15 protein-coding genes and 1 pseudogene are annotated in these 26,941 nt (G+C 42.8%); 2 read left to right on the forward strand and 14 right to left on the reverse strand.

All coding sequences use genetic code 11. The annotated features are described in order from the left end of the window. Nucleotides 1–7: 7 nt before the first annotated feature. Entirely contained in the window at nucleotides 8–3,556 is a 3,549-nt protein-coding gene (gene cas9, locus NYP55_RS00890) for a type II CRISPR RNA-guided endonuclease Cas9 (RefSeq protein WP_032839521.1), read from the reverse strand. Nucleotides 3,557–3,652: 96 nt separating this feature from the next. On the opposite strand from cas9, the pseudogene NYP55_RS00895 reads away from it, so the two are divergent. Further along, nucleotides 3,653–3,766, forward strand: a pseudogene (locus NYP55_RS00895) (M13-type metalloendopeptidase); the annotation flags it as partial. A 147-nt stretch (nucleotides 3,767–3,913) separates the two neighbouring features. Here NYP55_RS00895 and NYP55_RS00900 read toward each other — a convergent pair. Beyond that, nucleotides 3,914–5,134: a CAP domain-containing protein gene (locus NYP55_RS00900; protein ID WP_032839519.1), complete on the reverse strand. Its 1,221-nt coding sequence runs from the start codon at nucleotides 5,132–5,134 to the stop codon at nucleotides 3,914–3,916. Between the two features lie 400 nt (nucleotides 5,135–5,534). Between NYP55_RS00900 and NYP55_RS00905 the strand changes: the two genes are divergently transcribed. After that, nucleotides 5,535–6,125, forward strand: coding sequence for a single-stranded DNA-binding protein (locus NYP55_RS00905; RefSeq protein WP_020759037.1), 591 nt, complete (start codon nucleotides 5,535–5,537; stop codon nucleotides 6,123–6,125). 208 nt (nucleotides 6,126–6,333) lie between these two features. On the opposite strand, the gene NYP55_RS00910 is transcribed toward NYP55_RS00905, so the two are convergent. From NYP55_RS00910 to NYP55_RS00965, 12 genes are all read right to left on the reverse strand, one after another. Further along, nucleotides 6,334–8,163 (reverse strand): proline--tRNA ligase, encoded by a 1,830-nt coding sequence (locus NYP55_RS00910; protein WP_020759036.1) that lies wholly within the window; start codon nucleotides 8,161–8,163, stop codon nucleotides 6,334–6,336. A 78-nt stretch (nucleotides 8,164–8,241) separates the two neighbouring features. Continuing rightward, a complete protein-coding gene (locus NYP55_RS00915; protein ID WP_415688216.1) occupies nucleotides 8,242–9,696 on the reverse strand; it encodes a PIF1 family DEAD/DEAH box helicase in 1,455 nt (484 codons plus the stop codon). Between the two features lie 66 nt (nucleotides 9,697–9,762). After that, nucleotides 9,763–10,470: an oligoribonuclease gene (gene orn / locus NYP55_RS00920; protein WP_018623796.1), complete on the reverse strand. Its 708-nt coding sequence runs from the start codon at nucleotides 10,468–10,470 to the stop codon at nucleotides 9,763–9,765. Between the two features lie 71 nt (nucleotides 10,471–10,541). Then, nucleotides 10,542–10,919 (reverse strand): hypothetical protein, encoded by a 378-nt coding sequence (locus tag NYP55_RS00925; RefSeq protein ID WP_004114894.1) that lies wholly within the window; start codon nucleotides 10,917–10,919, stop codon nucleotides 10,542–10,544. Between the two features lie 10 nt (nucleotides 10,920–10,929). After that, nucleotides 10,930–11,169, reverse strand: coding sequence for a hypothetical protein (locus NYP55_RS00930; RefSeq protein ID WP_004120033.1), 240 nt, complete (start codon nucleotides 11,167–11,169; stop codon nucleotides 10,930–10,932). 184 nt (nucleotides 11,170–11,353) lie between these two features. Further along, complete coding sequence (gene guaB / locus NYP55_RS00935; RefSeq protein WP_004130610.1) at nucleotides 11,354–12,898, reverse strand: IMP dehydrogenase; 1,545 nt, start codon at nucleotides 12,896–12,898, stop codon at nucleotides 11,354–11,356. A gap of 144 nt (nucleotides 12,899–13,042) precedes the next feature. Beyond that, on the reverse strand, nucleotides 13,043–14,146 hold the full coding sequence (locus tag NYP55_RS00940) for an MraY family glycosyltransferase (RefSeq protein WP_004130608.1): 1,104 nt from the start codon (nucleotides 14,144–14,146) through the stop codon (nucleotides 13,043–13,045). Next, nucleotides 14,143–14,805 (reverse strand): L-threonylcarbamoyladenylate synthase, encoded by a 663-nt coding sequence (locus tag NYP55_RS00945; protein WP_004130606.1) that lies wholly within the window; start codon nucleotides 14,803–14,805, stop codon nucleotides 14,143–14,145. Before NYP55_RS00945 ends, NYP55_RS00940 begins: the two co-directional genes overlap by 4 nt. Continuing rightward, a complete protein-coding gene (prmC, locus tag NYP55_RS00950; protein ID WP_004130604.1) occupies nucleotides 14,798–15,706 on the reverse strand; it encodes a peptide chain release factor N(5)-glutamine methyltransferase in 909 nt (302 codons plus the stop codon). Before prmC ends, NYP55_RS00945 begins: the two co-directional genes overlap by 8 nt. A 66-nt stretch (nucleotides 15,707–15,772) precedes the next feature. Continuing rightward, the gene (prfA, locus tag NYP55_RS00955; protein ID WP_004132881.1) at nucleotides 15,773–16,870 is read right to left on the reverse strand and encodes a peptide chain release factor 1; all 1,098 of its coding nucleotides are present in this window, start codon (nucleotides 16,868–16,870) and stop codon (nucleotides 15,773–15,775) included. A 167-nt stretch (nucleotides 16,871–17,037) separates the two neighbouring features. Next, the gene (gene rpmE, locus NYP55_RS00960; RefSeq protein ID WP_004114884.1) at nucleotides 17,038–17,250 is read right to left on the reverse strand and encodes a 50S ribosomal protein L31; all 213 of its coding nucleotides are present in this window, start codon (nucleotides 17,248–17,250) and stop codon (nucleotides 17,038–17,040) included. A gap of 98 nt (nucleotides 17,251–17,348) precedes the next feature. Next, nucleotides 17,349–26,756, reverse strand: a complete 9,408-nt coding sequence (locus tag NYP55_RS00965; RefSeq protein ID WP_472781429.1) for an InlB B-repeat-containing protein — start codon at nucleotides 26,754–26,756, stop codon at nucleotides 17,349–17,351. Nucleotides 26,757–26,941: the final 185 nt, after the last annotated feature.

Raw genomic sequence — 26,941 nt, forward strand, 5'->3', positions numbered from 1 at the left:
AATTCCTCTATTCTCTATTCTCTCCAGTATCCCAACGCCAAGAAATAGGTAAATGAGAACGCGATGCCCAACGAGGCTCACCTAATGCATTACGTCGAATAGTTGCTGCTTTATACTGAGCCAATACATTAACCGAAACACGCCAACCTTTACCAGCTAGAATCTCATTAATAGATTTTTCATAAGAAGAATAATCAAAGTTATTGCGCTCGCAATTCGAATACAACTTGTCAATTCCTTCAGAAGAAATCATCGATGGTTTAAGTATCAAAACTTTTTCAGTGTCTGTACCCACAACCACCCAATGCCTATATGCTGTACAATCTGCACCTATTTTGTTTAGGAATTCTACAAATTTACCTATATTTTCTGATAATGTAATATGACTAAAATCAACGATAATCTCATCGCCAGGCACAAGATATCCGAGATAATTAGCATTACCTGTTTGCACAGCATGAGCGACTTTAGTATTAGCATATCTCATTGAGATAGACTGCTCAGGCAAATCACACGAGAATAAATCTTCATGAATATGTCTATGCAAATCATTTTGAAATACACGAATCATTCCATAAGATTTTTGAACTTTTCCACTTTTCAACTTTTTAAAGCATTCATAAATGCGTAGATGGTGGATAGAATTACCAATCTCTGCAGAACCTTCTCGTACGAAAAGCTGCGCTGCTTGTGCTTCGAAAAAAGTAATCGAATCATCAGCATTTAACTTCTTATTATGAAACAGGATAGTTCTATTTGGATTTTCAGGAAGACCATTGTTTACATCATAATCAGGATTCCTTGTCAAAGCACAATAAAGTGCAGGAGTAGAAGAACGTCGGATTGTTTCACTGTTGATTTCATCACCGACATGCAACTTCAATAATGCATGTACCTCATATTGGTGAACAGAAGAATTACTGTATCTCAAACGAATAGAATTAACCACAGCAATACGATCAGCTCTCATTTCTTCATTAAGAAGTTTCAATAGCGCATTCATACGAACAGACCAATTAGCATATTGCTGATATCCTTGATCATTTGCCGTTGGATATTCTTTCCAATCAATACCACCGGGAACCACTTTATTGCCTTGTAATAACTGTGTTTCACGCAGATTGCATTTAATTGCAAGTATTTGAGCTATTCCTGGAGTCATCATTGCAATTACTGATGCATCAACTGCATGATGTCGTCTATCAAAACGAGTTTTTCTTCTACCATCAAAGAACTCTAGTTTTCCGTCAATTCCAGACATTCTTCTTGCTATAGCAGTAAGCGATCCAGCATAAACTCCAACATTTGTTTGAGATTTATTACTTATATCGGAAATACCATTGTTTGTTTGATAATTCTGTGAATTATAATACCAATCAATTCTACGATGCAATTCGTTTGCCATCCATGCAACCGATTCAATAGAACGATTATCGAACGCTTCATCACCAACTTTTTGTTTCAAGCGAGCTATAACTTCTTTTTTGAATTGGTTAGCACCGCGTTTGTCGTATGAGTTAGGAGGGAAAATAAAAGCACGAACCCGATTAATAGCGGAATCTACACTAATATCATGATTCTTGCAATATGTAGACTTCTCGCACCAAGTTACAAAAGGAGTATTACACTTTTGCGCGTTACACGATGAGCAAGTAGCAACTAAATTCTCACGAGTATTCGTAGAACCTGGCCCCTTACGCGGAACAATATGGTCTAGCTCACAAGTAAGATAAGTAATCTCCGAGCCACAATACAAACATTGACCATTCTGACGTTGAACAGCCTCATAACGGCGTATATCTGCATCTGAAATGGAATCATTCGTGCCCAAATGCAAAGAATTCCGCATCATTGCTTTAAGATTTTCTTTGCCTTTGGTTCGTTTATCTAATAATTCCTTATATGAATTCGCCATTTTTTTAGATTGGAATCCAGAACGAACATGTTCAATATTAATACGTTCAGGATTGCCCCAACGATTTTTAGCACTTATAAGGAATCGATGCACAATTTTCAATACTCGATCAACTGAAGGATTACCTGTTGGCTCTGCAATAGGAGCTTCAGATGGACGCCAATTATTTGGTAAATTAAATAACTTTTTGCGTGCTTCAAATAAATCATCATCAGTTTCAAGCATTTGCTTATTGAGTTCATCTAATGTTTCCAAACTATAAGCAGCACGACCGTCAGGCAATGAAATATTTTCCAATGCCGCAATTTCTGTTTCATTCATTGAATCAATAAATGCTATTGCTGAGCCGTACTTATCTTGATATTCAGGATTATCATGAATTGCTTCTATGTCTACCGTGTTGCTCAATATCTCAATAAGAGCTTCTTTCTCTTCTTGCGTGCGATTAGCAGCCAACCACCATTCCCTTAAAGATTCATCCTTCGCATAAATAATAGCTAACTCACTATTCAACATTGGCGGACGATTACCAACAGATTCTCCATCTCCTATTTGTGAACCTACTCCACACAACTTATAGCGTTCAATTCCAAGGCAATCAGCCACATCAATCCAAGTATATAATGGAGCTTTAGCGCTTTTCTTTTTTGAAAATTTATCAATAGAAGTTGTTAATAATTTATAAACGTTTTGTTTTTCTTCTATCGTTAGACAACGTTCTTTTGAATTTTCTCTTATGCGCAAATTAGAAATAGTAGATATGATTCGATATTTCTGAAATGCTAACGATGCCTTTAGAGCACGCTTACCCTTTCCTGTTATAGCATCCTTGCCAACACGATTTTCTGCAGAGCCACGCGGAGATTTCGCATAAAAAACAGCATTAATAATCTGCTCTCTAACATACTTGTCATCAATATGTTGCACATTGAAAATATTGAGAATCTCAAGCATGTTATCACTTTGCATTAGCTTACGTGGTAAAACAGGATCTAATGAGTTGGGATGTTCTTTCCTTTTCTTGTCTGTAGTTATACGTAAACGACGCGAGGCTTTACCTTGTTGTGATAAAAGATAATCGCGTACTAATTGCGCAGGCGTACAACCTTCACAACCTACTCCTGGCGCAAACTTTTTAATATTTTTTAGCAACTCATTGTAAAATTCAGAATACTCAGTCTCTTGCATCATTGACTTTATTGACTGATAAGGATTGCGCCAACCACGATGTCGAGCAATATGACGAATTGCAACACTTAACATTTGTTTACGCTGTTCTTCATCCGCAATATATTCATCAGCAAGTTTTGCACGAAAAATCCATGGAATAAACAAATCAGAAAAATCTAAATCCTTGTTCTCAACAACAGGCCAACCCAATGATTGCAATAGAAAATCAAGTTTTTGCAAACGACGTCTGCGCTGACGATATAACCTGCGCACACGCCGCGCGACACCAGAAATTGCTTTACGCGTATCAGATTCTTTTGCCCCATTTGGATCAATACCAGCATCATGAATAACACTCATTGCTTTAAGTATTCTTATAGGTTCCCCATAATCATCCAAACGAATTGCAGCAAGACCTACTGAATTTAAACCGACATCAATGCCGATAGCATAAGAAATATTGCCTTCCATATATAAAATCATAATCAATTATTTATATAAATAAAATAAATATCTATAGATTTTCGCGTAATAAATATCTATAACATAGCATTAACTTAATAACGAGAGTGCCGCACTAACGGCATTGCTAGAAACGTTGACTTGTTCTACAATGCATTCGACGTTAAAGAAGGCGACGAGATGTGGCTCAATCCAAGCGAGCGCGTACACATTTGGTAAATCGCATATCAAATAAATAATAAATAAAGTAAACAAGTAAACAAAAAGCCTGCAAACGTTTAATACGTAAGCAGGCTTTTTATATTATTCTTTTTATGTTTATGTGACTTGCTAATCAGACCAAATAATCAGACCAGCTAATCAGACTCACACGCCAAAGGCGTATGTCTTAACATCCGACAAGTTACCGTTCTGATCATATGCCTCAAAATGAGTCCAATAGATACCTGGACGTGGGCTCCACAAAGCCCAAGGACCATCAAATCCTTCAACCCACTGCTTAGCGTTGTAATCGTAAATCTTAATCTTGGTAGAGCCATTAGGATTATTAGTAGTTGCGCCAAGAAGAACACTATTACCCTGCCATGCAGCGTACGTTCCAGCAATAACAGTCTGGCTTGGAACTGTGTAGTGGAAAGCAATTGTCTTCTCTAAAATAACTTTCTTGGTATAAGGATCGCGTACTTCGCAATGCAACCAATAGTCGCCTGGCCTTGTAACCCAAGAAGCCCAGTTTCCAGTACTCCAATCAGCAATAGTTGCCCACTGTTGAGTACTCAAATTGTAAGAAAGCCAACGATACTCAAGAGTCTTATTGCTATATGCGTTTGCACCAACAGCAATGTCGTTGTCTCGAACAATCCAAGCAAAATCAAGGTGAGTAGCGTTATTGCTATTTAGCTTGCCATCTTGATAGTCGGTATCTCCAACTTTAGTTGACAAAGTTAAAGCAGATACTTTTCCATAAGGACCACCACTAGCTTCACCATAGCCGAAGGAAATGTTTTCTGGGTTCAAAATCTGATATAAGTGAGCGTTATAACTGTTTATCATGCCATTAGCTTGATGCAATTGGGATTCCTCATCCTTCCTCGCCCAATCGTGCATAGATTCTTTTGCATCTTCGCCCCAAGCAAGGTTTTCGCCCCAAGCCTTACGACCAGTGTAGTCTGGAAGGCTTACGCCATCTGGACCCAAATGATCAATCTTGCCATGCTTAGCAGTCTCTTCTGCGCGACGATACGCATCTTCTTCGTTTGCGCGATCGTAGCGAATACCATCAATATATTGCTCTTTTGTAAGACCCTTAGAAGCAACATAGTCTACAAGAGGCATGCCATTAAGAAGTGTAACGCCATCTTGATAATACTTTAAGCGCAAATTACGTATTTCGCCTAAAATGTAGCTTGCGACTTTATTGTCTTTAATCTGCCAATTTGTATTAACATTTGCAACGCTGTCATTAGGCAAATCAACCAATGCACTAGCAGATACTGCAGTAGATCCAATCATTGCCACACAAGCAACAGCCGATGTTGCAACAGCTAGGCATTTCTTTACAGAAAACACATGCAACTTATTGCGCATAAGTGTAGTCCTCTCTCGTATACGAACATAACTATCTATTAGCAATTTTATGTTCACATAGCAGTAAGTAGAAAGTAAGTAAAATCTAAGCTCACTCTATGCTGCAAAAGAAAATCACTGCTTTGAGTATACCCCCCCCCCAATTACATATCTACATATATTTTAGACTTTTAATCCGATACTCGCTTTTGCATATTTTGTCAAGATTTTTTAATCAATGTGAATAAAACATAGGCTTTAACCACATTTATAAAAATATATTGCACAACTATTTTCCATAATTCATAGTTGATTCTACTGCGGCGAATTTGCCAAAAGCCACGATAATCAACACGATTTTGCGCGATGAACTTCGAGACTTAAATTAGTCGCAGTCCAAACTCTTGAAAGGTTGAAAAATATGGCACAGCAACAAGCAACATTAACAATCAGCGGATACGTTGGAAGCGACCCTGTAAACTTTAGTCGAAATGAAAACTCGCCCGCATGCTCACTAAGAATTGGAAGCACATCTTCTTACTATCATAACGAAGAAAAAGCATGGAAGGAGCGTCCAACAACATGGATGACTGTAAAAGCGTACAAGTCGTTAGCATCAAACGTGTTAAAAAGCGTGCATAAGGGAGATGCAATCGTAGTTTGCGGAAATTTAAATACGGAATCTTGGCACAAAGATGGAGAAGACCGGTCGCGAGTGGTTCTAGAAGCAACATCAATCGGACACGACCTAAATCGCGGAATCAGTGAATTTACTAAGACTTCGTATGCTAGAAACAGAAACGTTGCAAACGCAGAGTCTAAAAACAAAGACTATAGCGAAAATGGAGATAGTCAAAATCAAAACTTTGCAATGAAAAATCCAATGTCTTCTAAATCAAATTCTTCTAATTCTCAAGAAAATTCTCAAGAAAATGAAGAGATAAATGATTTTGGAGGCCAATTAGATGAAGAACAATACAACGATATTGAAAGAGGCGCCAATGATTTTTAGAAAAGTCTAATAATATTAAACATTAGACTCAAACATAGTGTTGTTTAAAATTTTACTACTGTTATTCATAGCAATATTGCCGCTGAAAATAATGTGCACACATACAAAATATGCAAATAGCAAAATGTGCAAAGCATTATATCAACGGCAATATTGTTTTAATCGTTCAATTGTTTAATAGCTAATTAGTTGTTACAAATTATTGCGATTACAATTGCTCGCGAACGCGCTCTACAATGCGGCTAGCAGCCTCATCAACTGGAACCGCTTCAACGTTTGAACCGTTGCGATCACGGATTTCAATCGTGCCATTATTCACAGTATCTCGGCCAGCAACAGCAATCAGCGGCACGCCAACAAGCTCCGCGTCCTTAAACTTTACGCCTGGAGAAACCTTTGGGCGATCGTCAAAGATAACTTCGATTCCTTGCTTGCTAAGCTCTTCAACAACTTTCTCTGCAGCTTCGAAAGCAACTTGATCTTTGCCTGTTGCAACAACATGAACTTGAGCTGGAGCAATCGCCATAGGCCATGCAAGGCCAGCTTCATCGTGATGCGTTTCTGCAAGGCATGCAATCACGCGGCTAACGCCAATACCGTAGCAGCCCATCCAAACTGGCACAGCTTTGCCGTTTTCGTTAAGAACGCTTAAGCCCAAAGCCTTAGAATACTTTAATCCAAGCTGGAACACCTGGCCAATTTCCACACCGCGCTCAAAGCTCAATGGGCCAGAACCGTCTGGGCTCATATCGCCATCGCGCACTTGAGCTGCCTCAACAACGCCGTCCGCTTCAAAATCGCGGCCGTATACAGCGTTGTAAACGTGCTTGCCGTCTTCATCAGCTCCTGTAATCCAGGTGCTTCCCTTTGCAACGTGAGCATCCATCAAGTAGCGAACAGGGCAAGCAATTTTGCTACCATCTTTGCGAGCTTGTGGACCTAATACGCTAAAGCCAATATAGCCCTTTACAAACTCAGGATGAGACTTTAAGTCATCCTCGGTTGCTTCTTCGATTTCTGCAGGAGCAAATTGAGCTTCAAGACGCTTCATATCTACCTGGCGATCTCCTGGAATACCAATAGCAACGATTTCGCGCCATGGTTCCTCGTGCTCACCACCCTCAGCATCAGCCGGATGCTTAACAGCAATAATCAAGTTCTTCAAAGTATCGCTTGCTTGCCATTCGCGTCCGTCTTTGCGTGGATGCAAATCGTTAGAAACTTTAACCAAAGCTTCAATCGTCTTAGCATCTGGAGTATCAAGAGCTTCCATTTTAGGAGTTGCCGAGCAGTCAACATCTTGCATTTCTGGTGTTGTCAAAGCCTCAACGTTCCAAGCTTTTCCAGAAGGAGCAAGAGCAAAAGTATCTTCGCCAATTGCCATTGGAGCCAAGAATTCCTCGGAATCCGATCCACCCATAGGGCCAGAAACAGCGTGAACAATCACGTATTTAATGCCCAAACGGTCGAAAATTCGAGCGTAAGCAGCGCGCTCTTCAACATAAGCAGACTTCAAACCATCTTCGTCAATCGAGAACGAGTAAGCGTCTTGCATAATAAACTCGCGTCCGCGAATAAGGCCAGCGCGCGGACGGAATTCGTCACGATACTTCGTTTGAATTTGGTACAAAGTAACTGGCAAATCCTTATAAGAAGAATACATATCTTTTACAAGAAGAGTAAAGACTTCTTCGTGCGTTGGAGCAAGAAGATAGTCAGCCTCATGGCGATCTTTAAGGCGGAAGATGTTGTCTCCGTACTCTTCCCAACGATTAGTAGCCTCGTATGGCTCGCGTGGAAGAAGCGCTGGGAAGTGAACTTCTTGCGCACCAATACCGTTGATTTCTTCGCGAATAATCGCTTGAACTTTGTTAAGTACTTTTAGACCAAGCGGCAACCACGTCCACACGCCTGGAGCGGATTTACGAATGTAGCCTGCGCGCTGCATAAGTTTTGCGGAAGTCACGTCCGCATCTGCTGGATCTTCGCGCAGCGTACGAAGAAACAGCTTAGACATACGAAGTACATTAGAACCCATGCGTTCCAATCTATTTGCGCACGAGGACATAAACACTTGTTTACGCTGCTAAACAAATTCACAATACGTAATTTTCAACTAAAACTCGTCATTGAATCCAAACTCATCGTTGCTAGTACTTGCAAAAATATCAAACTCTTGCTGATCGGCAAAATCGCCATTTGCGCTATTCGCATTATTTATAAACGCGCAAGCGCCATCGTTTGCAAGAATCTCGCTAGCACGTTTAGAAGCCTCGCGCAAAGAGCCATCAAGAATCACAGCATCCGCGCAAACGCTAAACGCGCGGTCATTAATGCCCTCTAAATAAAGCCCACTCAAATTTTCCACTCTAGAAAGCGCAACGTAGCCCATTCCAGGCGCAAAAGTACGGCGCAAATCCATAACAGCACTATCAAGCGTCATACCTTGCGATTTATGAATCGTAATTCCCCACGCACATCTAAGTGGCACTTGATTTACGCTAGCAAGAACCGTTTCGCCATCCGTCATCTCCCAAGCAGCAGGCTTAAGAGTAACAATATTGCCGTTTTCAAACTCAACAATTGGCCAGCCACCTTTGGATTCAGGCGCAAATCGCAATACGCGTCCAACAGAACCGTTCACATATTGCTTATCTTGGTCATTTCGCAAAGCCATTACAGCCGCACCAGCCTTTAACACAAGACGCTCAGGCGCAAGCATGTTCTTTTTTAAGCGCTCTACAAGATTTTTAGGTCCAGCTTGCGTTGCTACAAATTCGTGAGGCTCAGCATCAATCGCAGCAAGTTGCACATTATTTAAGCCGTCAGCTTGCGAGTTTGTTGGAAAAAGATGAACCGAAACTTCGCTATCTTGAGGATATTCGCCAAGTCGACTAGCAAGAACTTGCTTATCTTCATTACTCACAATGCCACTTCGAATATCCGTTAAAACGCTAAGAAGCTTTCCATCATCTTGCCTGTGTTGCTCTGTTAAATAGCACACAACAGGTTTTAGAGAATCCCACGCAAACGATTCCGTAATATAGCCTTCTGGATTTTTGCCAGCAGCAGCATACTTTTCTCGCGACGCAATAAACTCGGGGCTTGGCTCGAATACATCGCGATTTCGCATAGACGTGCTAACAGGCGGCAGCTGGAAGAAGTCGCCAGAAACCACCACTTGGAGGCCGCCAAATGGAGCAGGATTTTTGCGCACTTTACGGCATACTTCGTCAACCATGTCGAAAAGCCAAGCGTGAATCATGGAAACTTCATCCAACACAAGCACGTCTGTGGCTTTTATGCGCTTTCCTCGCCGAGCTCTAATGGTTTTAAGAAGCGAATCGGTAAGCGCGTTTGCAACGCCTGTTCCACTCCACGAGTGAATGGTTTGGCCGTTCAAATGCGTTGCTGCAATGCCCGTTGAAGCCGTTACAGCAACGCTTAAACCGTTTTCGCGCATTGAGCGCACAGCACGATTCAGAACATACGTTTTTCCCGACCCAGGAGCGCCTGTTAAGAACACGCTTGCGCCTGCGTTTATTATTTCTAACGCTTCCGATTGCTTCATTGGCAGCACCTTTTATTTGCGCTATTTGCGCATTTACGTTTAATGCGTTTGATAATCACGCTTGGTTTAATAATCACGCTTTTCTGCGGAATTTACATCTTCTAGAGCTTCGCCTCGGCGCTCGTAGTCGCGAAGCAAACTCGTGCTTTCAACGTGTTGTGCTCCCGCTTTTGCCTGGGATTCGCTTGGTCCTGGAGCTGTAACGAACATCATATCGCGGTAGTAGCGCAACTCGTCAATCGACTCAATAATATCCGCGAGCGCACGATGACCTCCGTGTTTTGCTGGCTTATTGCGGTAAACATCTGGGTAAAGTCTGCGCGAAATCTCCTTCAACGTGCTTACGTCGATTACGCGGTAATGCAAATTTGCCATTAAATCTGGCATGTAGCGGTCGAGGAACTTTTTATCTGAGCCGACGGAGTTTCCAGCAAGATGTGCTTTCCCGTGCTCTGGCAAAAAGCGCTTTACGTACTCAACAACCTGCTTTTGTGCTTCTTCTAGAGGCAAACCGTTTTTATTCCACTCGTCAACAAGACCAGAAGATGTGTGCATATTGCGCACAAAATCGTTCATATGAGCCACAGCAGCATCGCTTGGCTTAATCACTAAATCAATGCCATCGTCTAGAACTTTCAAATTAAAGTCAGTTGGAACTACAGACACTTCGCATAATTCGTCGTGGAAAATATCGAGACCCGTCATCTCGCAATCAATCCAAATTAAACGCGATTCTTCCGGCGTAAACGTAAGATCTTCCTTAGCTTCTGCCATTTTCGTTCCTTTCCTAATATTTTTTTGAACCCATCAGCCTACATCTTCCCAACGACGACTAACAGCTAAAATCACATCTCTGGCATATCAGAAAGTGAAATTCTAGAATATGATCCATTTTTCTTATCTTCAGGGTGAGGCTCTAAACCGATAATAGTTATTGACATATGATCTGGACCATAAACCCAATACATTCTCATTGCACTACTTGTTTTATTCTCCAAGTAGGATTGCCAAACTCTAACACCATATCTATTTGTCAATTCTTCAATATCATGAGTATGCAATCCTGGATGCCTTGGATTTTCAGATAAAAGTTTCATAGATTTTCCCCATTTCTTATAAAGAGAAAGATCTTTTTTACTTATACTGCCTTCTAGAAACTCTTTCTTCAATCTCTCCCAAATATTAGACATCTCTGGAATACCCATTCTAATATTGAAGTTCATTCACTTACTCCTAGAAGTCAGAAAGATCAACTGGTTCAGAGACTTTGCCAATCTTAAAATTGCGGATTGCTTCATCCATACTTTTAAGAGTTTTAGAAGAGATACTCTTAGGAATAGTAAGCTCACGAGGTTCTAATAAAATACAACCGTTATCACATTCTTTAACATTGTAATAAGGGTATTTAGCTCCGCGCAGAGTTACACGCTTTTTACTATCAAGACGAACGTCATAATCTTTCACTACTTCCACAAAACACCTCATTTTTAGTGGGATATCCCACTAACTATACAATAATTTTATACGAATTGTCAAAACAAAAAACGACGAAAAGTTAGAAAGTAGCAAATAAGACTTAGCTAACTCTTCGCCGTTTAATGCAAAATTACTTGCGATTTATACGCGACTTATACGCAACTCGCGCACAACTTGCGACTTAGTTGTGGAAACCGCTGTAGTTTGGCGCTTCTGCAGTCATCACAATATCGTGAGGATGCGATTCCCTAAGGCCTGCATCCGTAATGCGAATAAAGCGACCGCGCTCCTGAAGCTCCTCAATATTGTGAGCACCAACGTAGAACATAGACTGATGCAAGCCACCGAGAAGCTGGTAAAGCACAGCGTTAAGTGGACCGCGGTATGGCACTTCGCCTTCCACGCCTTCTGGAACCACCTTATCGGAGCTAGTAACATCTGCCTGGAAGTAACGATCCTTAGAATAAGACTTCTTACCGCGAGGAGCCATTGCGCCAAGCGAACCCATGCCACGATAAAGCTTGTATTGCTTGCCGTGAAGCAAAACCTTCTCGCCTGGAGCTTCCTCACATCCAGCCAAAGTGCCGCCGAGCATAACGGTGTTGGCTCCTGCAACCAAAGCCTTAGCAATATCTCCAGAATAGTGAATACCGCCATCAGCAATGCATGGAATTCCAGCAGCCTTGCAAGCTTGAGCAGCGTCATAAACAGCAGTAAGCTGAGGCACACCAACGCCTGCAACCACGCGCGTAGTGCAAATAGAGCCTGGTCCAACGCCAACCTTTACAGCGTCAACACCAGCGTCAATCATCGCCTGTGCACCTTGGCGAGTTGCAATATTCCCGCCAATAATTTGCACGCCATCAAAAGCCTTATCTGCCTTAATTCTACGAATCATGTCTAGTGCCAAACGAGCTTCGCCGTTTGCAGTATCAACCACAAGTACGTCAACTCCAGCTTCCATAAGCGCACACGCACGCTGCCAAGCATCTCCAAGAAAACCAATTCCAGCAGCCACACGAAGTCTACCCTGGTCGTCTTTAGTGGCGTCTGGGTACTGCTCAGTCTTAACAAAGTCCTTAACAGTAATCAAACCTGTAAGCTTACCTTCGGCATCAACCAGAGGCAATTTTTCAACCTTGTTTTCTGCAAGCAAACGATGCGCGTCTTCTTTAGAAATATTAGAAGGACCAGTTACAAGATTTTCGCGAGTCATAACGTCTTTGACTTTCAAGCGATCGTAATCCTCGGAAGCAATGAAACGCATATCGCGATTGGTAATAATGCCAACTAAACGATTTTCGCCATCTACTACTGGTAAGCCCGAAATATGGAAACGCCCGCACAATTTATCTAAATCGGCGAGCGTTGCATCTGGGTGAACAGTGAGTGGGTCGGTAATCATGCCAGACTCACTGCGCTTAACAATATCTACTTGCGCAGCTTGATCATCAATGGAAAGATTGCGGTGAAGTACGCCAATTCCGCCATTTCTAGCCATTGCAATAGCCATATCCGACTCAGTTACTGTGTCCATTGCTGCAGAAATTGCAGGAACTTTCATAGTGATTTCGCGAGTTAGATGAGTAGTTGTATCTACTTCGGATGGAATTACATCGGTCTCGTTTGGAAGCAGAAGCACATCGTCATATGCGAGGCCGAGCTTTTCAAAAATTGGAGGAACAGGAGTATACGCAGATTGCATGTTCATATCAGTTGTAACCATAGGGTCACTATACGTTTTTGCTATGACGTTTGCAAAAGCCGCGTTTCATACACAATATTTAGTGGCAATTTTGCGCCGAAGCTACTACAGCGCGATTAAACACGACCAACTTCAATCAGCAGCGATTATCCACCATTTCGCTTTTCACGAATTTCGCAACTCTGGCAAACGTCTGCGCAAATATGGCATCATTGTAAGAATTGTAAGCAACGCCGCCGCAATAATCATGCCAACAAGCACGTAAACTGCTTTAAAGAACAGAATCATTATTGAGCCAAAAGATATGAGCGCCGCCCATCCCCACAAAATAAGCACCGCTCCTTGTACCGAGTGCCCAATGCGCAACATTCTGTGATGCAAATGCATGCGGTCTGGATGCATTGGCGACTGCCCTTTTGCAAGACGCCTGCATATTGCTAAACACATGTCTAAAACTGGCAAAAACAGCACTAAAATCGGAAGCAAAATCGGCATAAATACTGGCAAATAGATGCTTGTGTGCACTGCAGATGGATCTAAGTGACCTGTCATTATAATAGACGCGCAAGTTATTAAATACCCGATTAGCATGGAGCCAGAATCGCCCATAAAAAGCTTTGCTGGATGCCAATTGTGCAAAATAAAGCCTACGCACATTCCAACCATTGCAACGTCTATAAGAGTTGCCATTGAAGCGTAGCTCGGAGACGTGCGCGCAAGAATATAAGAGTATGTTGCAAATGCGATTCCGCCAATTGCCACAATTCCAGAAGCCAACCCATCTAGACCGTCTACAAAATTGACTGCATTAATTGAAGCAACTATTAGTATTGCGGTTATTGCGATTGAAAGGCTTGGAGAGGCTGTGACTAGCGACCCGAGTGGCAACGCTACGATTTGCAATCCTCCCCACGCTACAAAAACAGCTATTAGCAATTGACCTGCAAGTTTTAGCATCCAATCTAAATCCCAAATATCGTCGCAAACACCCAAAAGGCATATGAGTACTGCTCCAGCTAAAACCACCCATGGCTGGTGTGTTCCTGCAAAAAGCCCCGAAATAAAAGGCATGGAGCTTGCAAATGCCATCGACACAGCAAAGCCGAATAGCATTCCCACTCCACCCATACGGGGCGTAGGTATTGTGTGCACATCGCGAGCGCGCACTTTTCCAACAGCTCCTATGCGAATCGCAAGATGACGTATAAGCGGCATTATTAGCCACGTTGCGCCTCCTGCGATTGCTGCTATAAACAGGTATACCCTCATTTCTTGCGACTTTCTGCTCTTATCTGTTCTTCACTTATTACACCTTCGCGCAAAATCACAATTCCGTCTTTGTCTCTTGCATCCGCACCAACCACCGTGCTTGCTACGTGCGAGCGCGTTGGGCCAGCGTTTAAGTACAGCGGTATTTCGTCTCCAAAAGCCGCAAACGCTTCTTCTACGCTGTCTGCACTCTCGTTTCCGCTGCGATTCGCGCTAGATGCCGCCAATGGCCCCGTAACGCGCAAAATTTTCATTAGTTCTGGGCAATCTGGAACGCGCACGCCTTGCGTTGCTTGACTTTGCTCACTGCTCTCATCTGCTTTACAAAGCGTAGCAAGCCTTGTAGCTACCGAATCCTTTTTTGCGCGCGCGATTGGTGAATATCCGCCTGGCAGGAATTTTTCCGCAAGCACGTCTAGCGGGTTTGGCAAGTAAAGACCAAGTTTTTCTAAGTCACTTACACTGCTCATAAGTATTTGCAAGGCTTTTGTGCGCGGCCTGCGTTTTAGTTGGTAGATTTTCGCTACTGCCGCCTCGTTAAATGGGTCGCACGCCACTCCGTAAACCGTGTCTGTTGGCACTACGATTACGCCGCCCGCGTTAATTATTTGCGCTGCAAGTTGCAATGATTCTTCGTTAATTGTGCAAATTTTACTCATTTTTAGCCCCTTTTTTGCATACTACAAATCTTGCTCTGTTTGTTAAGTCGTTTTTGACTTTTGCACTGCTAAATCCTATGTTTTTTGCATAATCTGCAAGCGCTTTTCCTTGCGTAATATCGTGTTCCATAATCATTATTCCACCCATACGCAAATATGCAAAACTCGCTTTTACAATTTTTTGCGGTATTAACAATCCGTCTTTAGATCCCCCGTATAGCGCCATTTTTGGGTCGTAGTCGCGAGCTTCAATCTGCTCGACTGGCTTGCTTTCTGGCACGTATGGAGGATTCGTAATTACTACGTCTACTAGTCCTTTAATCGCACTTATTTCAGGCAGATTAGCGTTTGTAGCATCGCCTAATATTGCGTGATATCTGTTTGAAATATCATATTTTTCCGCGATTTTGCGATAGTTTTTTTGCAAATATTCAAAAGCTTCATGCGACTTTTCCACAGCCCACACTTGCGCGTTTGCAACTTCGCTTGCTACCGATAATCCAATCGCTCCCGACCCTGCACATAAGTCTAAAACAATAGGATTTTTTAGATTATTTGCGCGAATCCAATCTATTCCCTCTTGAACTACCACTTCTGTCTCGGGACGCGGCACAAAAACGCCTTGCCCAACTATTAGGTCTATGTAGCGAAAAGTGGCGAATCCAATAATGTGTTGCAATGGCTCGCGCGATGCACGTCTAGATATAAAATCGCTATATTTGCTAGCATAATCAGGCAAAAAATCCTTAAAATCGCCAAGTATTAGCGCTTTGTTTAAGTCTGCTAAACTTACGCCACAAGCGTGAGCCAGTAGCAAACGTGCGTCGTATTCTGCCGACTCTACACCTGCATCTTCAAGTTTTTCGGCAGATGCGCGCAAAATGTGCAAAATTTCTTGCATTTTACAAGCCACGTGGTGATTTTACTTAGAGTACTTAGCTTACTTGGCTAACTTAACTTACTTGGCTTAATTGGCTTTAGCTAAGCGATCGGCTTCATCTGCCTGAATATCGCTGTCTATAACCGCTTGCAAGTCGCCGTTAAGCACCTGGTCAAGATTGTATGCCTTGTAGTTTGTGCGATGGTCCACAATACGGTTTTCTGGGAAGTTGTATGTGCGGATTCGCTCGGAGCGATCCAACGAGCGCACCTGCGAGTGGCGCATATCCGCCGCCTCCGCCGCCTCCTGCTCGTGCTTCATAGCGAGCAAACGCGACTTTAGCACGCGCAAGGCTGCAGCACGGTTTTGAATCTGCGACTTTTCATCTTGCATGCTAACCACAATTCCAGTTGGAATATGCGTCATGCGAACCGCGGAATACGTAGTGTTAACAGACTGTCCACCAGGACCAGAGCTCATGAAAATGTCGATTTTAAGGTCTTTTGGATCGATTTCAATTTCGTCATCGTCTTCGTCTGCTTCTGGGAACACGATTACGCCAGCCGCGGAAGTTTGAATACGCCCTTGCGATTCAGTTACTGGGATTCGCTGAACGCGATGCACTCCGCCCTCGTACTTCATGCTTGCCCACACGCCGTCTTCTGGAGCAGGTGTGCCTTTTGCGCGAATCGCAAGCTGCACGTCTTTTACGCCGCCAAGCTCCGTCGCATTTTCGCTTTGGATTACTGTAGTCCATCCGCGCTTTTCCGCGTAACGCATGTACATACGCAATAAATCGCCAGCAAACAGAGCTGCTTCTTCGCCGCCCGTACCAGCTTTGATTTCCATAATCATGTCTCGCGCATCGTCTGGGTCTCTAGGAATCAGCGCTGTGCGAAGCTTTTCTTTTGCTGCTGGAATCTGCTCTTCTAAATGTTTTGCTTCTTTTGCTAAGTCTTCATCTTCGCTTGCCATCTCGCTAGCTACTTCGTAGTCTTCGCAAAGCTGTTTGTAATTTAAGTATGCGCTTACAATCGACCCGAGTTCTGCGTGCCTACGACCGAGCTTGCGAATTGCATCTGGATTAGATGCTACTTCTGGCTGCCCCATGCGATTTTCAATATCGCGGTATTCGTTTAGAGCTGTAACCGCTGCTGGGAATTGCTCATCTATTGACTCGGCCATTTTGTTCCTTTGTAGTCGCGCATAACGCGGATTTTGAATCGAAAAATTAAATATTAAATTAAGTATTAAGTATTAAATAATACACATGAACACATGCACGTCTAGCACATAAAACGCCAGCCCCGATTCCGCGAAGTTACACGAAAGCAGGGCTGGCGATTAAAAAGCTACTTAGTCTTCTTACCGTAGCGCTTCTCGAAGCGAGCCACGCGGCCGCCGGTATCGAGAATCTTCTGCTTGCCGGTATAGAATGGGTGGCACTTTGAGCACACGTCAACCGTCATATGATCGCCATTAGCGGTGGAACGAGTTACAAAAGTGTCTCCGCAGGAGCAGGTAACCTGCACTGCGTGATAGTCGGGATGAATACCCTGCTTCATAATGTCTCCTATGGAATTCGGGCGACCCGGGTCGCAAAGCCCCAATAGCTAAGCGTGAACCGGAACCTTCGCTATTCTAGTCACTACCCTCGACTCGCTTAGTTATTCTTACCATCTTCGCGCTTTCGCCTATGCTTAGCAGCGAAGCTAGCAAAACCAACAGATGCCAACAAGCTTGCGATTAACGCAGATTGCGAAGCATCAACACCCGTTTGAGGAAGCAAATCGCCCTTAACTCCCGTCTTTTGCTTATCTTGCAAAGGAACAACAGGAACAGGAGCTGGCGCAGGCTCATACGCTGGAACAACATAATCCGAAGGAACCGTTGAATAATCAGGCTCAGGCGTTGGCTCAGGCTTTGCCGAATCCACTATGTCAATATACACAACAATCTCCGCACGACGCCCATACTGGTCAACAGTTGTAAATTTAACTTCCACTTTAGGCTTGCCGTCTACAATCTTAGGCGTGCCAGAAATCTTGCAAGTAGTGCCATTGCAAGAAGGAAGAAGACCATTAGAGCCAATGCCATCCGGAATGAAATTGTTTATTGTAAAGTCGGTATTATCTACTTTAACAGTCGCATTCCCACTCGAATTCTCCGTTAAGTTTGTAAGCGTAAACGTTGCAGGAATACCCGAAACCGCAGAACTTCTAAACTCAAACCTCATAGGCTTCATAAGCTCAAAGTTTGCAGTAATCGTAGTTTCGCGCGTTGGCTGTGGCTCAGGCATCGAAATCTCTGGATTTACTCCAGCATTGCGCAAAACCTGCTTCAAAGCTTCCAAACTAGACTTCTTGGAGCTGCGAATTATCTTTGCAACAAATGGCTTATCTGCTTCATCAGCAAGCTCAGCGAGCACCTCTCGCTGTTCATCACTGACATCACTCTTATTAGTTTCCTCATAATTAGCAAATGTCAAGTCTATTCCAGCTTCTTGCATCAAATTCTTCAAAGATTCTATTGAAGAATGCTTGGAATTGGAAATTTGCTTGGCAAGCCATGGTTTTACAGCTTCCTTAGCAATTTTTGCAAGCAAAGCTTTTTCATTAACTTGTTCAATGATTTTGTCAACATCAATGCCATTTTGAACAAGCTTATCCTTAATCTCTTGTAAGGAATCATGAGACTGACGAATTTCAGAAGCTAGATTATTGTTACCCTCACTTTCTGCAATCTGAGCTAATTCTTCGCGCTTAGCATTGTAGATTTGCTCAGCGTGTTGCTTTCGCGCTTCGTTCAGAAGATTTTGCAAAGCAGCAGGCGTAGAGTTATGCGAATCACTAATCAGCTTTGCTGCATATGGCATACCATACATAATCGCCATTCGATACAGAGCTTCGCGCTCTTCTTCTGTAGCCTTGCGCTTATCTACTGGAGCCGCTGGAGTCTCAGACGTGATAGAAGTCCAATCCTTGAACACGTAGCCATTAGCTGCAAGCACATCTGGAACTGGCATGTGCAAATCCTTAGCGCCTTTACGCACCCAGTATGTGAACACAGGAGACTTCATTTCTCCGCCACTACCAGCTACATACGTCACCTTTCTATAGTTCTTTTCTATGAACTTTGCTTCCGCAGTGCCTTTAGCTGGCAAATCGTTATCTGCAATCACATTAGGCAAAACGTACACACGCACAGGCAACTTAGTTGTAACAGTTTTTTGCTTTCCTGTAGTCTTATCAATTTCATCAGTAGGCTTAGTTACATTCACCATAATTGTTGAAATTCCAGGCTTCGAAACATCAACAGTAGAGCTATCATCTATAGATACACTCACTCTAGGGTCAGTGTTATGTACGAGCTTATTAGCGTTTGGAATACCCTCACCCACAGCAATAACTGTCTCTGGAATCTTCACATCGTCAACGCCATTTTGCTCAGCAACAAAGATGCGCGGCTTACTAATATCCCAATTGTCATGTAAGAGTATGTTCGATTTAACGCCTTTTGCATCAAACATTTGCCACTTTGTAAAACCAGAAAGTTCTGCAGCAGTATCGCTTGCAACTTTTTGAGCAAACTTAATGTTATCTTCTTTATCTTTTCCGTGACTAATATACAGCAGTTTTGGCTTATGCGAACCATCGGCCCACGTTCTACCAAATCCTGGCATAAAGATGGTTGCAACATATCCATCTGGAATCTCGTCTTGCTTGGAAGCGTCGATAACGTTTGGCGTTTTATTATACACTGCCGTAAAAGTAGTGTTTTTATCAAACTTCATACCAGCAATTTCAGCACTAGAATATAGCTTAATTTTTGGCGGATTCGACACAGTAGTAGGTGTTGGAGCCGCAGAAGCAAACAGTGTTACAACAGGAACTACTGGTGCAGCAGCATTTGTGCCATCCGTAGCATTTGGCGTATTAGCCGAATTTGCTACAGATGCAGCATTTTCACGCATCTCCCAGCCTTGGAACTCATAATGGTATCCATTTGCATCGTAATCTTTGCCAATAACCTGCGGTGCCCGAACACCACTAGCAGATTGCTTATACGCGTAGTACAACTTGCGCGAACCTTGAGCAAATTCACCCTTGCCATTTGGTGACTCACTATCATTCTGAGCATTCTCAAATTTGACTTGAACGTAATATTTTGGATCAAGAACTTTATTACGTTCAGCATTAACACCAGTTTGCGCTTCAGGATGTTTAGTATCTTCCTGCGGCAAGCTGTCTGGGTACATCAACTGATAAAGCACCTTTAAGCGTCCTACAAGTCTATAAGTCTTGTAATCTGCTGCATCCTTATACTTAACTGTAACTTTCAAAGGAACAGTGTACAAAGCAGGCTTCTTAAGCATCTTCTGCTTTAACTTATTTTGTTCAGCTTCAGTTGGCAAATCATATTCGACTTTTATGTCTTCTATGCCATTATTCACAGCAGCATCTGCTTTGAGCTGAGACATATTAGTTATAAAATCGGTTAACTTTGGAAGCGTGTCAGGCTTATCTTGCACAGCGACCAAGTAATCAGTCTGCACTGCTGGCTCTGTCCAAGGAGTTTGATCTGCCACGAACTCTTGGAATGGTTTATCAACTTTCCAATTCGAAACATCATCTATAGGCGTTACTTCTTCTTTGCCATTAATCATGCTGCTTCGATTCCAAGTTCCCTTAGCATTGGTTAGGTTCTCTTGAAGCCTTGTCAACGCACTAGTCTGGTCGCTAGCACTGTACGGAATATGCGAAAGATCAGTACCCTTCTTTACGTAGAACACCTTAGGGCCGTCTGTGCCGTCCTTCCACTTTCGTCCTGGAGCAGGCTTGAAGATTGCAACTACAGAATCTTCTGGAACTGTTCCATTGTCGGACGAGCTGGAGAAGTAGTCGATTCGCTTGTAAACAGCGGTGTAAGTAACATCCTTACTGAACGTGTCTTTTTTGTAGCGATCTTCAGACTTAATATCGTAATTAGTTATATTTGCAGGATCGGTTTCAGTGCCAGTAGTCCAACCCTTAAACACGTAGTGATAATGATCGTCCTCGTATTCCTTACCAAAGGCTTGCGGAACGCGAACAGAAATATCCTTCTTACCCTTATACACATATGCAAAAAGCGAAGGTTTACTAGCGCTAGTCTCGCCGTCATGACCAAGAATCTTACCCTGCTTTGAATCACCAGTAAAAGTGACTTTAACATATTCGTTATTTTCTACATGGCTCTTGCCGTAATCACTTTGGCTAAACTTATCCCAATCGCTTTCGTATACCAAGTCTGGTAGCACACGGTACAGCACTTCAGTTTCAGCAGTGTTTCCATCAAGCTTCACTTGCACTTTAATCTTGTGCAAACCTGGAGTGCTGTCAAACTTTTCGCTTGGCGCAAAGCTGAACTTAGCACCATCTGGATACTCATTAGAATTCTTTATAAGATTCTTAGCTGAAGCCTCATCCAGAGTCAAAGCATCTGTTGGCTTCAAAACCTTAGTATCGATTGCAACAGGCGCTTTAAGCTTAAAGTTAGCAGTGTAAACAACCTTTGGATTAGATTGAGATTCAGAAAGAATTGGCAGACGGTCGAAACCACCAGTAACTGTTTGCCCACCATGTCCATCATCTATATAAATCTCAGAAGTCCATTTTTCAAACTCATAGCCTTGCTTTGCAACTGGATCTTGAGGCAAAGGCATTTGGTAAGCCTTCGTTCCGCCAATAACATCGTAGACTAAACCGCCTTCTCCAGCAGGCCTACTATCGTATCCAACAATGCTGCCCATATTCGACTGACCAGCGGCCACTTTGAACACGTAGCGCGTGTAGTTGGTTGGGCGAGCTTGGGTATCGTCCTTGCGCTTAAGCACGCGAACGTCTTTATATACGAATGTGAATGTATCTTCTTTAGTCTGCTTGCCATCTTTGTCAGTAGCGTATTCAATATTCTGCTGCGTAGTTTCCGGCATAAAGCCTTCAATCGGCTTGTAGAATGCTACGTCGTACTTTCGATTTACAGAGCTAACTTCGCTTTCTGGAAGAAGATCCTTTTCTTGGCCATCCTCACCAATAGTTACATATCGAACCTTATACTTGCGCGTATTGTACGTTTGGTAAATAAACTCGCCAGTATTCTGTTCCTCATGGCTCGAGGCTTCAAAGCTTGTGAAATGCTTATCTGGGAAGTGCGTTTCGTCACTGTAGACCGCTTCCGCATTGTAGCGCAAATGCTCACGCAAGCCAGAAACCGTTTGAGTAGAAACGTGATCTACCATCGCGGCCTTGGCTACGGCATCAGTAGTAGTCTTATACTGCTTAATCGTGTACCCAGGCTTTAAGAATATGTGATTAAAAGTGCCGTTGTAGCGCGTATCTTTAATCCACACAGCTTTAAGCGTTATATCTTCTACTACTTGGTTACTAAAAGCGTACGGAGTGTGAACATTTAATTCTTCATCGCCCTTTTTAGCAAGCTCCCAGCCGTAGAAGTCGTAGCCTTTACGCGTTGGTACCTTAAGATCCTGCTCATTAACTTTCTTGCGGTGCTCAACTGTAAACTGTTCTGTTACATCATTATTTGTAATTACGTTTCCTTGATCGCCAATTTGCGGCATATCGTAATCAAGAGTTACCGTGTGCTTAATATCAGTTGGCTTACCCCACGCAGCGTAAAGCTTAATGCCGTTAACTGGCATTGTATAATCTTTAACTTCGCCTTTAGCTTTGCTTCCAGATTCGCTGCCGCCTTCAGCACCTTCACTATTGTCGTTTATCTCGCCATTTATAAGATGCCTACCAGTCTGATCAACAGCCCAACCTTTAAACACGTAGTCTTTTGGCAAATCATCTGGGCGAACGATGGAGTAAGTCTTGCCATTAAGCGTGAAAGTGTACTTGCCATCTAACTGCTTAGATGTATTACCAAGATCGTCTTTAACTACAGAAGCATCGTAAGACGTATCTTTTCCGTATAACTCTTCGTCTTCGCCCGTCAAATCTTTTTTGCCGCGCTTAGACAAGCTATACTCATACGGCAGGCTATCTGTAGCAGCGCCACTGCCGTCCTTTATAGCATTGCCATCCGCATTATAAAACTGCACGTCGTACTTCTGGCGGTTGTACTCGAGAGTTACTATATTATCAGACTCAAATTCTCTACACTTAACCTCATCACCAAAATTAAGCTTTTTTTCAATGCCAGCGAAGTAGCGACGGAACTCAAGATGATACTTCTTTTTAAACTCGTAATATTTCTTATATGCTGGATCAGTTTTAAGTCTTCTAGCAATCTCATCATTTAATTTTTTAAGAGCAAGTCCTCCATCCTCATCGTCTTCGCCAGAAGTATAATCAGGGGCAGGAAAATCGCCATCATTTCCTTCTTCTGGAGCATCTTCTGGAGCATCTTCACCTGTTACTTCTTCATAAAGCTCATGTACTTTTGTATAGAAGTCATCAGCATCGAGAGCGTCCCCAATCTTAACACCATCTTCACGATTACTGTTGTCAGGTTTAAGACCAGTTATTTTTGACTCAAAACCTGCAATAGAAGACGGAGGAAACACATAAGAACTACTGTTAGTATCATCCTTACTATAGGAATCTGTAGAAATCTCATACTTAATATTTTTGCCAGTATCGCCATTTTTTGCAGATGCAATGCTCTGTTTTTTAATGATTACCTGTATAGGATTAGCTTGAAGTTTTTCAGAATTATCATGGGAATCAAGAATAAGTAGGCGCTGATCATCTCTTACAGTATACTTTGGCGCATTTTTATCTGCAGGGTTGTCACTAATCTGCGAAGCCGTACCCTTACCATACATCCAATGGAATTTTGGATCAACAAATTCTTCTTTCGTTAAACGAAATGGAGGAGTATCACGATATGTACCATAAGTACCTCCACTAACATTTCCACCAATCAAAAAACCTAATGAAGAAGTGTTACCATCATCCATAAAGTCTACTTCATCTGAATTAGGCCAAAAATCAGTAAGACTCTGACCGTAACGAACCTTTACACGGTAACCATTATGATCAACTTTGTTAGTTACTTTATTAAAACTATTACCATACGTGTAAGTAGACTCATTGTCTAATTTATCTGAGCAATCACCGCCGCCAGCGTAGCAATAACTAATTATCTCACCTTTGCTGTTCTTTTTATTTATAACAACATTATTGCCGCCCATACCATTATTACTGTTCTTAGGAGAAGCAAAAATAAGCTCGTACTCTTTGCGATCGTAGACTAAGTCAAAATTATTATCTAAGTCGTTAGCAGAAAGCGTAGTGTCTGTACTAGTAGTATCTTTTGTAGATTTTCTAGTAAGCTTTTTATTCACATAGAAATAGCGCGTGAATATGTCCTTGTAAACTCTTTTGCCATTAGAATCTACAGTATAATTTTTTGGATCATCAGGATTCTCAGTATCATACCCATCTAAGCTTGTTACAGGCGTATCGTTCATCCAATTGAACTTTGCAATTAAGCCGTCTTTGTGATCAGAATTTTTACCTTGCAACTCTTCTTTAGTTAAGCCAAGCTCAGAGTCCAAAATAGGATTATCTTTATTAGTGCCGCTTAATTTATTAGGATCATTAGCAACGCCAGCATCGTTCATGCTTTTAAGATCAACGCTGCTGCCAGTCTTAACGTTCTTGCGCTCAACAAGACCAACAAAGTCGTAGTTTACAAGCGACTTTGGATGCTCTTTATCTACCAAATCCGCTTTTTGTACCCACACGTTCACGCGATAGTTGGTGGTTTTATTCTCTTCCCAAACTGCGCGGAATTGCACATTGTGATCCGGCATCTTAAAATCTTTGTCAGATATAACAGTAGGATCACTATATAACCCAGAACTTGGATCATTTACTGTATTAGGATCTACTAAAGACCATCCTTTAAAAGTGTAACCTCGCCTAGTTGGCTCTGTGACACCTGGCACTGTCTGCTGATAATACACTTTTTGAGCAGTAACATCCGTGCCGCCGTTAGAATCGTAAGTAACTTCATACGCTTTACGGTAGTAGCGAAGGTTCAAAACAAGCTTATCTTTTTCATCTTCCGAATCCGAAAGCGGCGAGCTAATCAAATTGTGCTCTGGCTCGTAGCCTGGAATGTACGTTGAAACAGCTGTTACATCCGAGCCAACTGTGCCCGTAATCTCAGTAACGTGAATATTCTCAGTAGTGCCATCCTTATGCTTTACAGTAATTACTTTACCTATGCCCAAATTCGGAGCATCGTGGAACTCATCCTTATTATTGAGATCCTGCACCAAGTGACGCACATAGTACTTAGCTGTTTTAGGAGCGTAGTTGATGTTCAGCTCGCCGTAGTGCTGGATGCCATTGTCTTCTGATTGCGTCTGCGCAGACGATGGATTCTGCGGATTTTGCGGAGCTTGAGCGCCGTTACCTCCTCCAACAACCTGCCTTTGCTTTACAGCGTAATCAGTAATCAGCTTCTTGCTTAAACGCAAGTAGCGAGTAGCATCCGCATCCGTGCCATTGTCAATAACATAATTGCCTTCGCCGTTTTTAATGTAGTACTGGTAATCCCCGGAATGGTATACGGATGGACGGTATCCAGCAGCCTTTGGAAGCTCAATGTACTCGTACTTGTCATCTTTGCCGAGCTTATCGAAGTCTTCTTGATCAATCGTAAGCTCGTACGGCTGCACAAGCTGCTTATTTGCAGCGCCGCCAATCGTATAGCGAATTTGCAAATTATACGTAGCTTTTGGCTTTTTGTCGGTTTGTACCTGTTCGTTGGCAGCGTTTTGGTCGCCAGCTGTTAGATTCTTCTCATTCGGCTTAATTACCTGGCTGTTTGCATTCGAATCATTATTGGAGCCATTCGCTTCTTCGCCGCTTCTATCTGCTACTGAACTCTTTGCATTGCCTTCTGCACCTGGCTCTTTTGCGCTTGTGTTCTCTGTATTACCAGCGTCAGCGATAGAACCTTCATCTTTAGGAGCTACACTACTCCCCTTGTTATCACCGTTGGTGCTTTCATCAACACTCCTACGAGAACGCACTTTTGGCGTGCTTGTATTATTTCCAGGCTGCGCCGTTTCGGGCTGCGCGGTTTCTGTGTTCGCAGACTGATCTGGCTTCTGATCTGGCTTCTGATCTGCCTCCGTCTTATTTGTTGCTGGATCAGTCTTTGCAGTAGGCTCTGCATTTGCTGGTTCTGACTTTGCTGGATCAGTCTTTGCAGTATGCTCTGTATTTGTTGGCTTTGCATCTGCTGGATCAGTCTTTGCTGCAGGAGCCTCATCTGGCTTTGCTTCTGCATGCTGTTCTTTATCAGCAGCTGGCTCTTCTGGCTTGGCTTCTGCTGATTGCTCTTTCTTAGCCGCTTTACTATCTGGCTTTGCTACCTTTTGATTATTTTGCGCACCTTTAGTCGCAGCTTGAACCTCAGTTGTAGTCTTGATTCGCTTGTTGCTTGATTCCACATTAACATCATTGCTGGTATTGCTTTCAGTAACAGCGCCACTACTATCTCCACTACCAGCCTCATTGCTAGCCTCATTACCAGCCTCAGACAAATGTTCGCCAGAACCATTAACGCTTACAGAAGAATCGCCAGCAGCCGCTTCCTGATTATCAACGCCTGCCGCGCTAGCATTAGAATCAGCATTAGAATCAGCATGCTTAACTAAATATTCTTTAGCAGAACCAACCATCTGGCGCCTAGCAAGCTCAGAAGTAGCGCCCGTGTTAAGCAAACCATTGTTATATAAGCCGTTTGGGTCGCCATTGCCCTTGCCAGCACCCTTGCCAGAAGTCTTAGCAGCACTCTTTACATAAGACGAATCAAAAGAATCAGCGTTAAGAGGAGTCTTAGCTAAAGCCGTTGCACCAGGCAGCAACATAGACAGCGTAGATGCTAAAGCTACAGCAGCAACGCCGATGCGACCAGAAGCATTATTCGCATTCTTCGAAGAAACATTCTTTAAGCTACTAGCGCCTTTATTTTTAGCGCTTTTATGCTTAACTTGCTTACTGCTCGAATTAACCTTGCTAGCAACGTCTTTTGCTTTATCCACGGAAACTCCCAACTCGTAATACTTAACCTTTGCATTTTATCAGATAGCACGGATACCCCCCCCCCCATAAGTATTTTTGTTTCAAGGGTTTTTGCTCGAATCGACTTGCATGAGCGCTTTGACTGAGCTTGAAATTGCATAACGCATTTCAAGCTCCTTCAAAGCGTGATTTGGCTCAAATGTAA

The sequence above is a fragment of the Gardnerella sp. c10Ua_31 genome, from assembly GCF_055700915.1.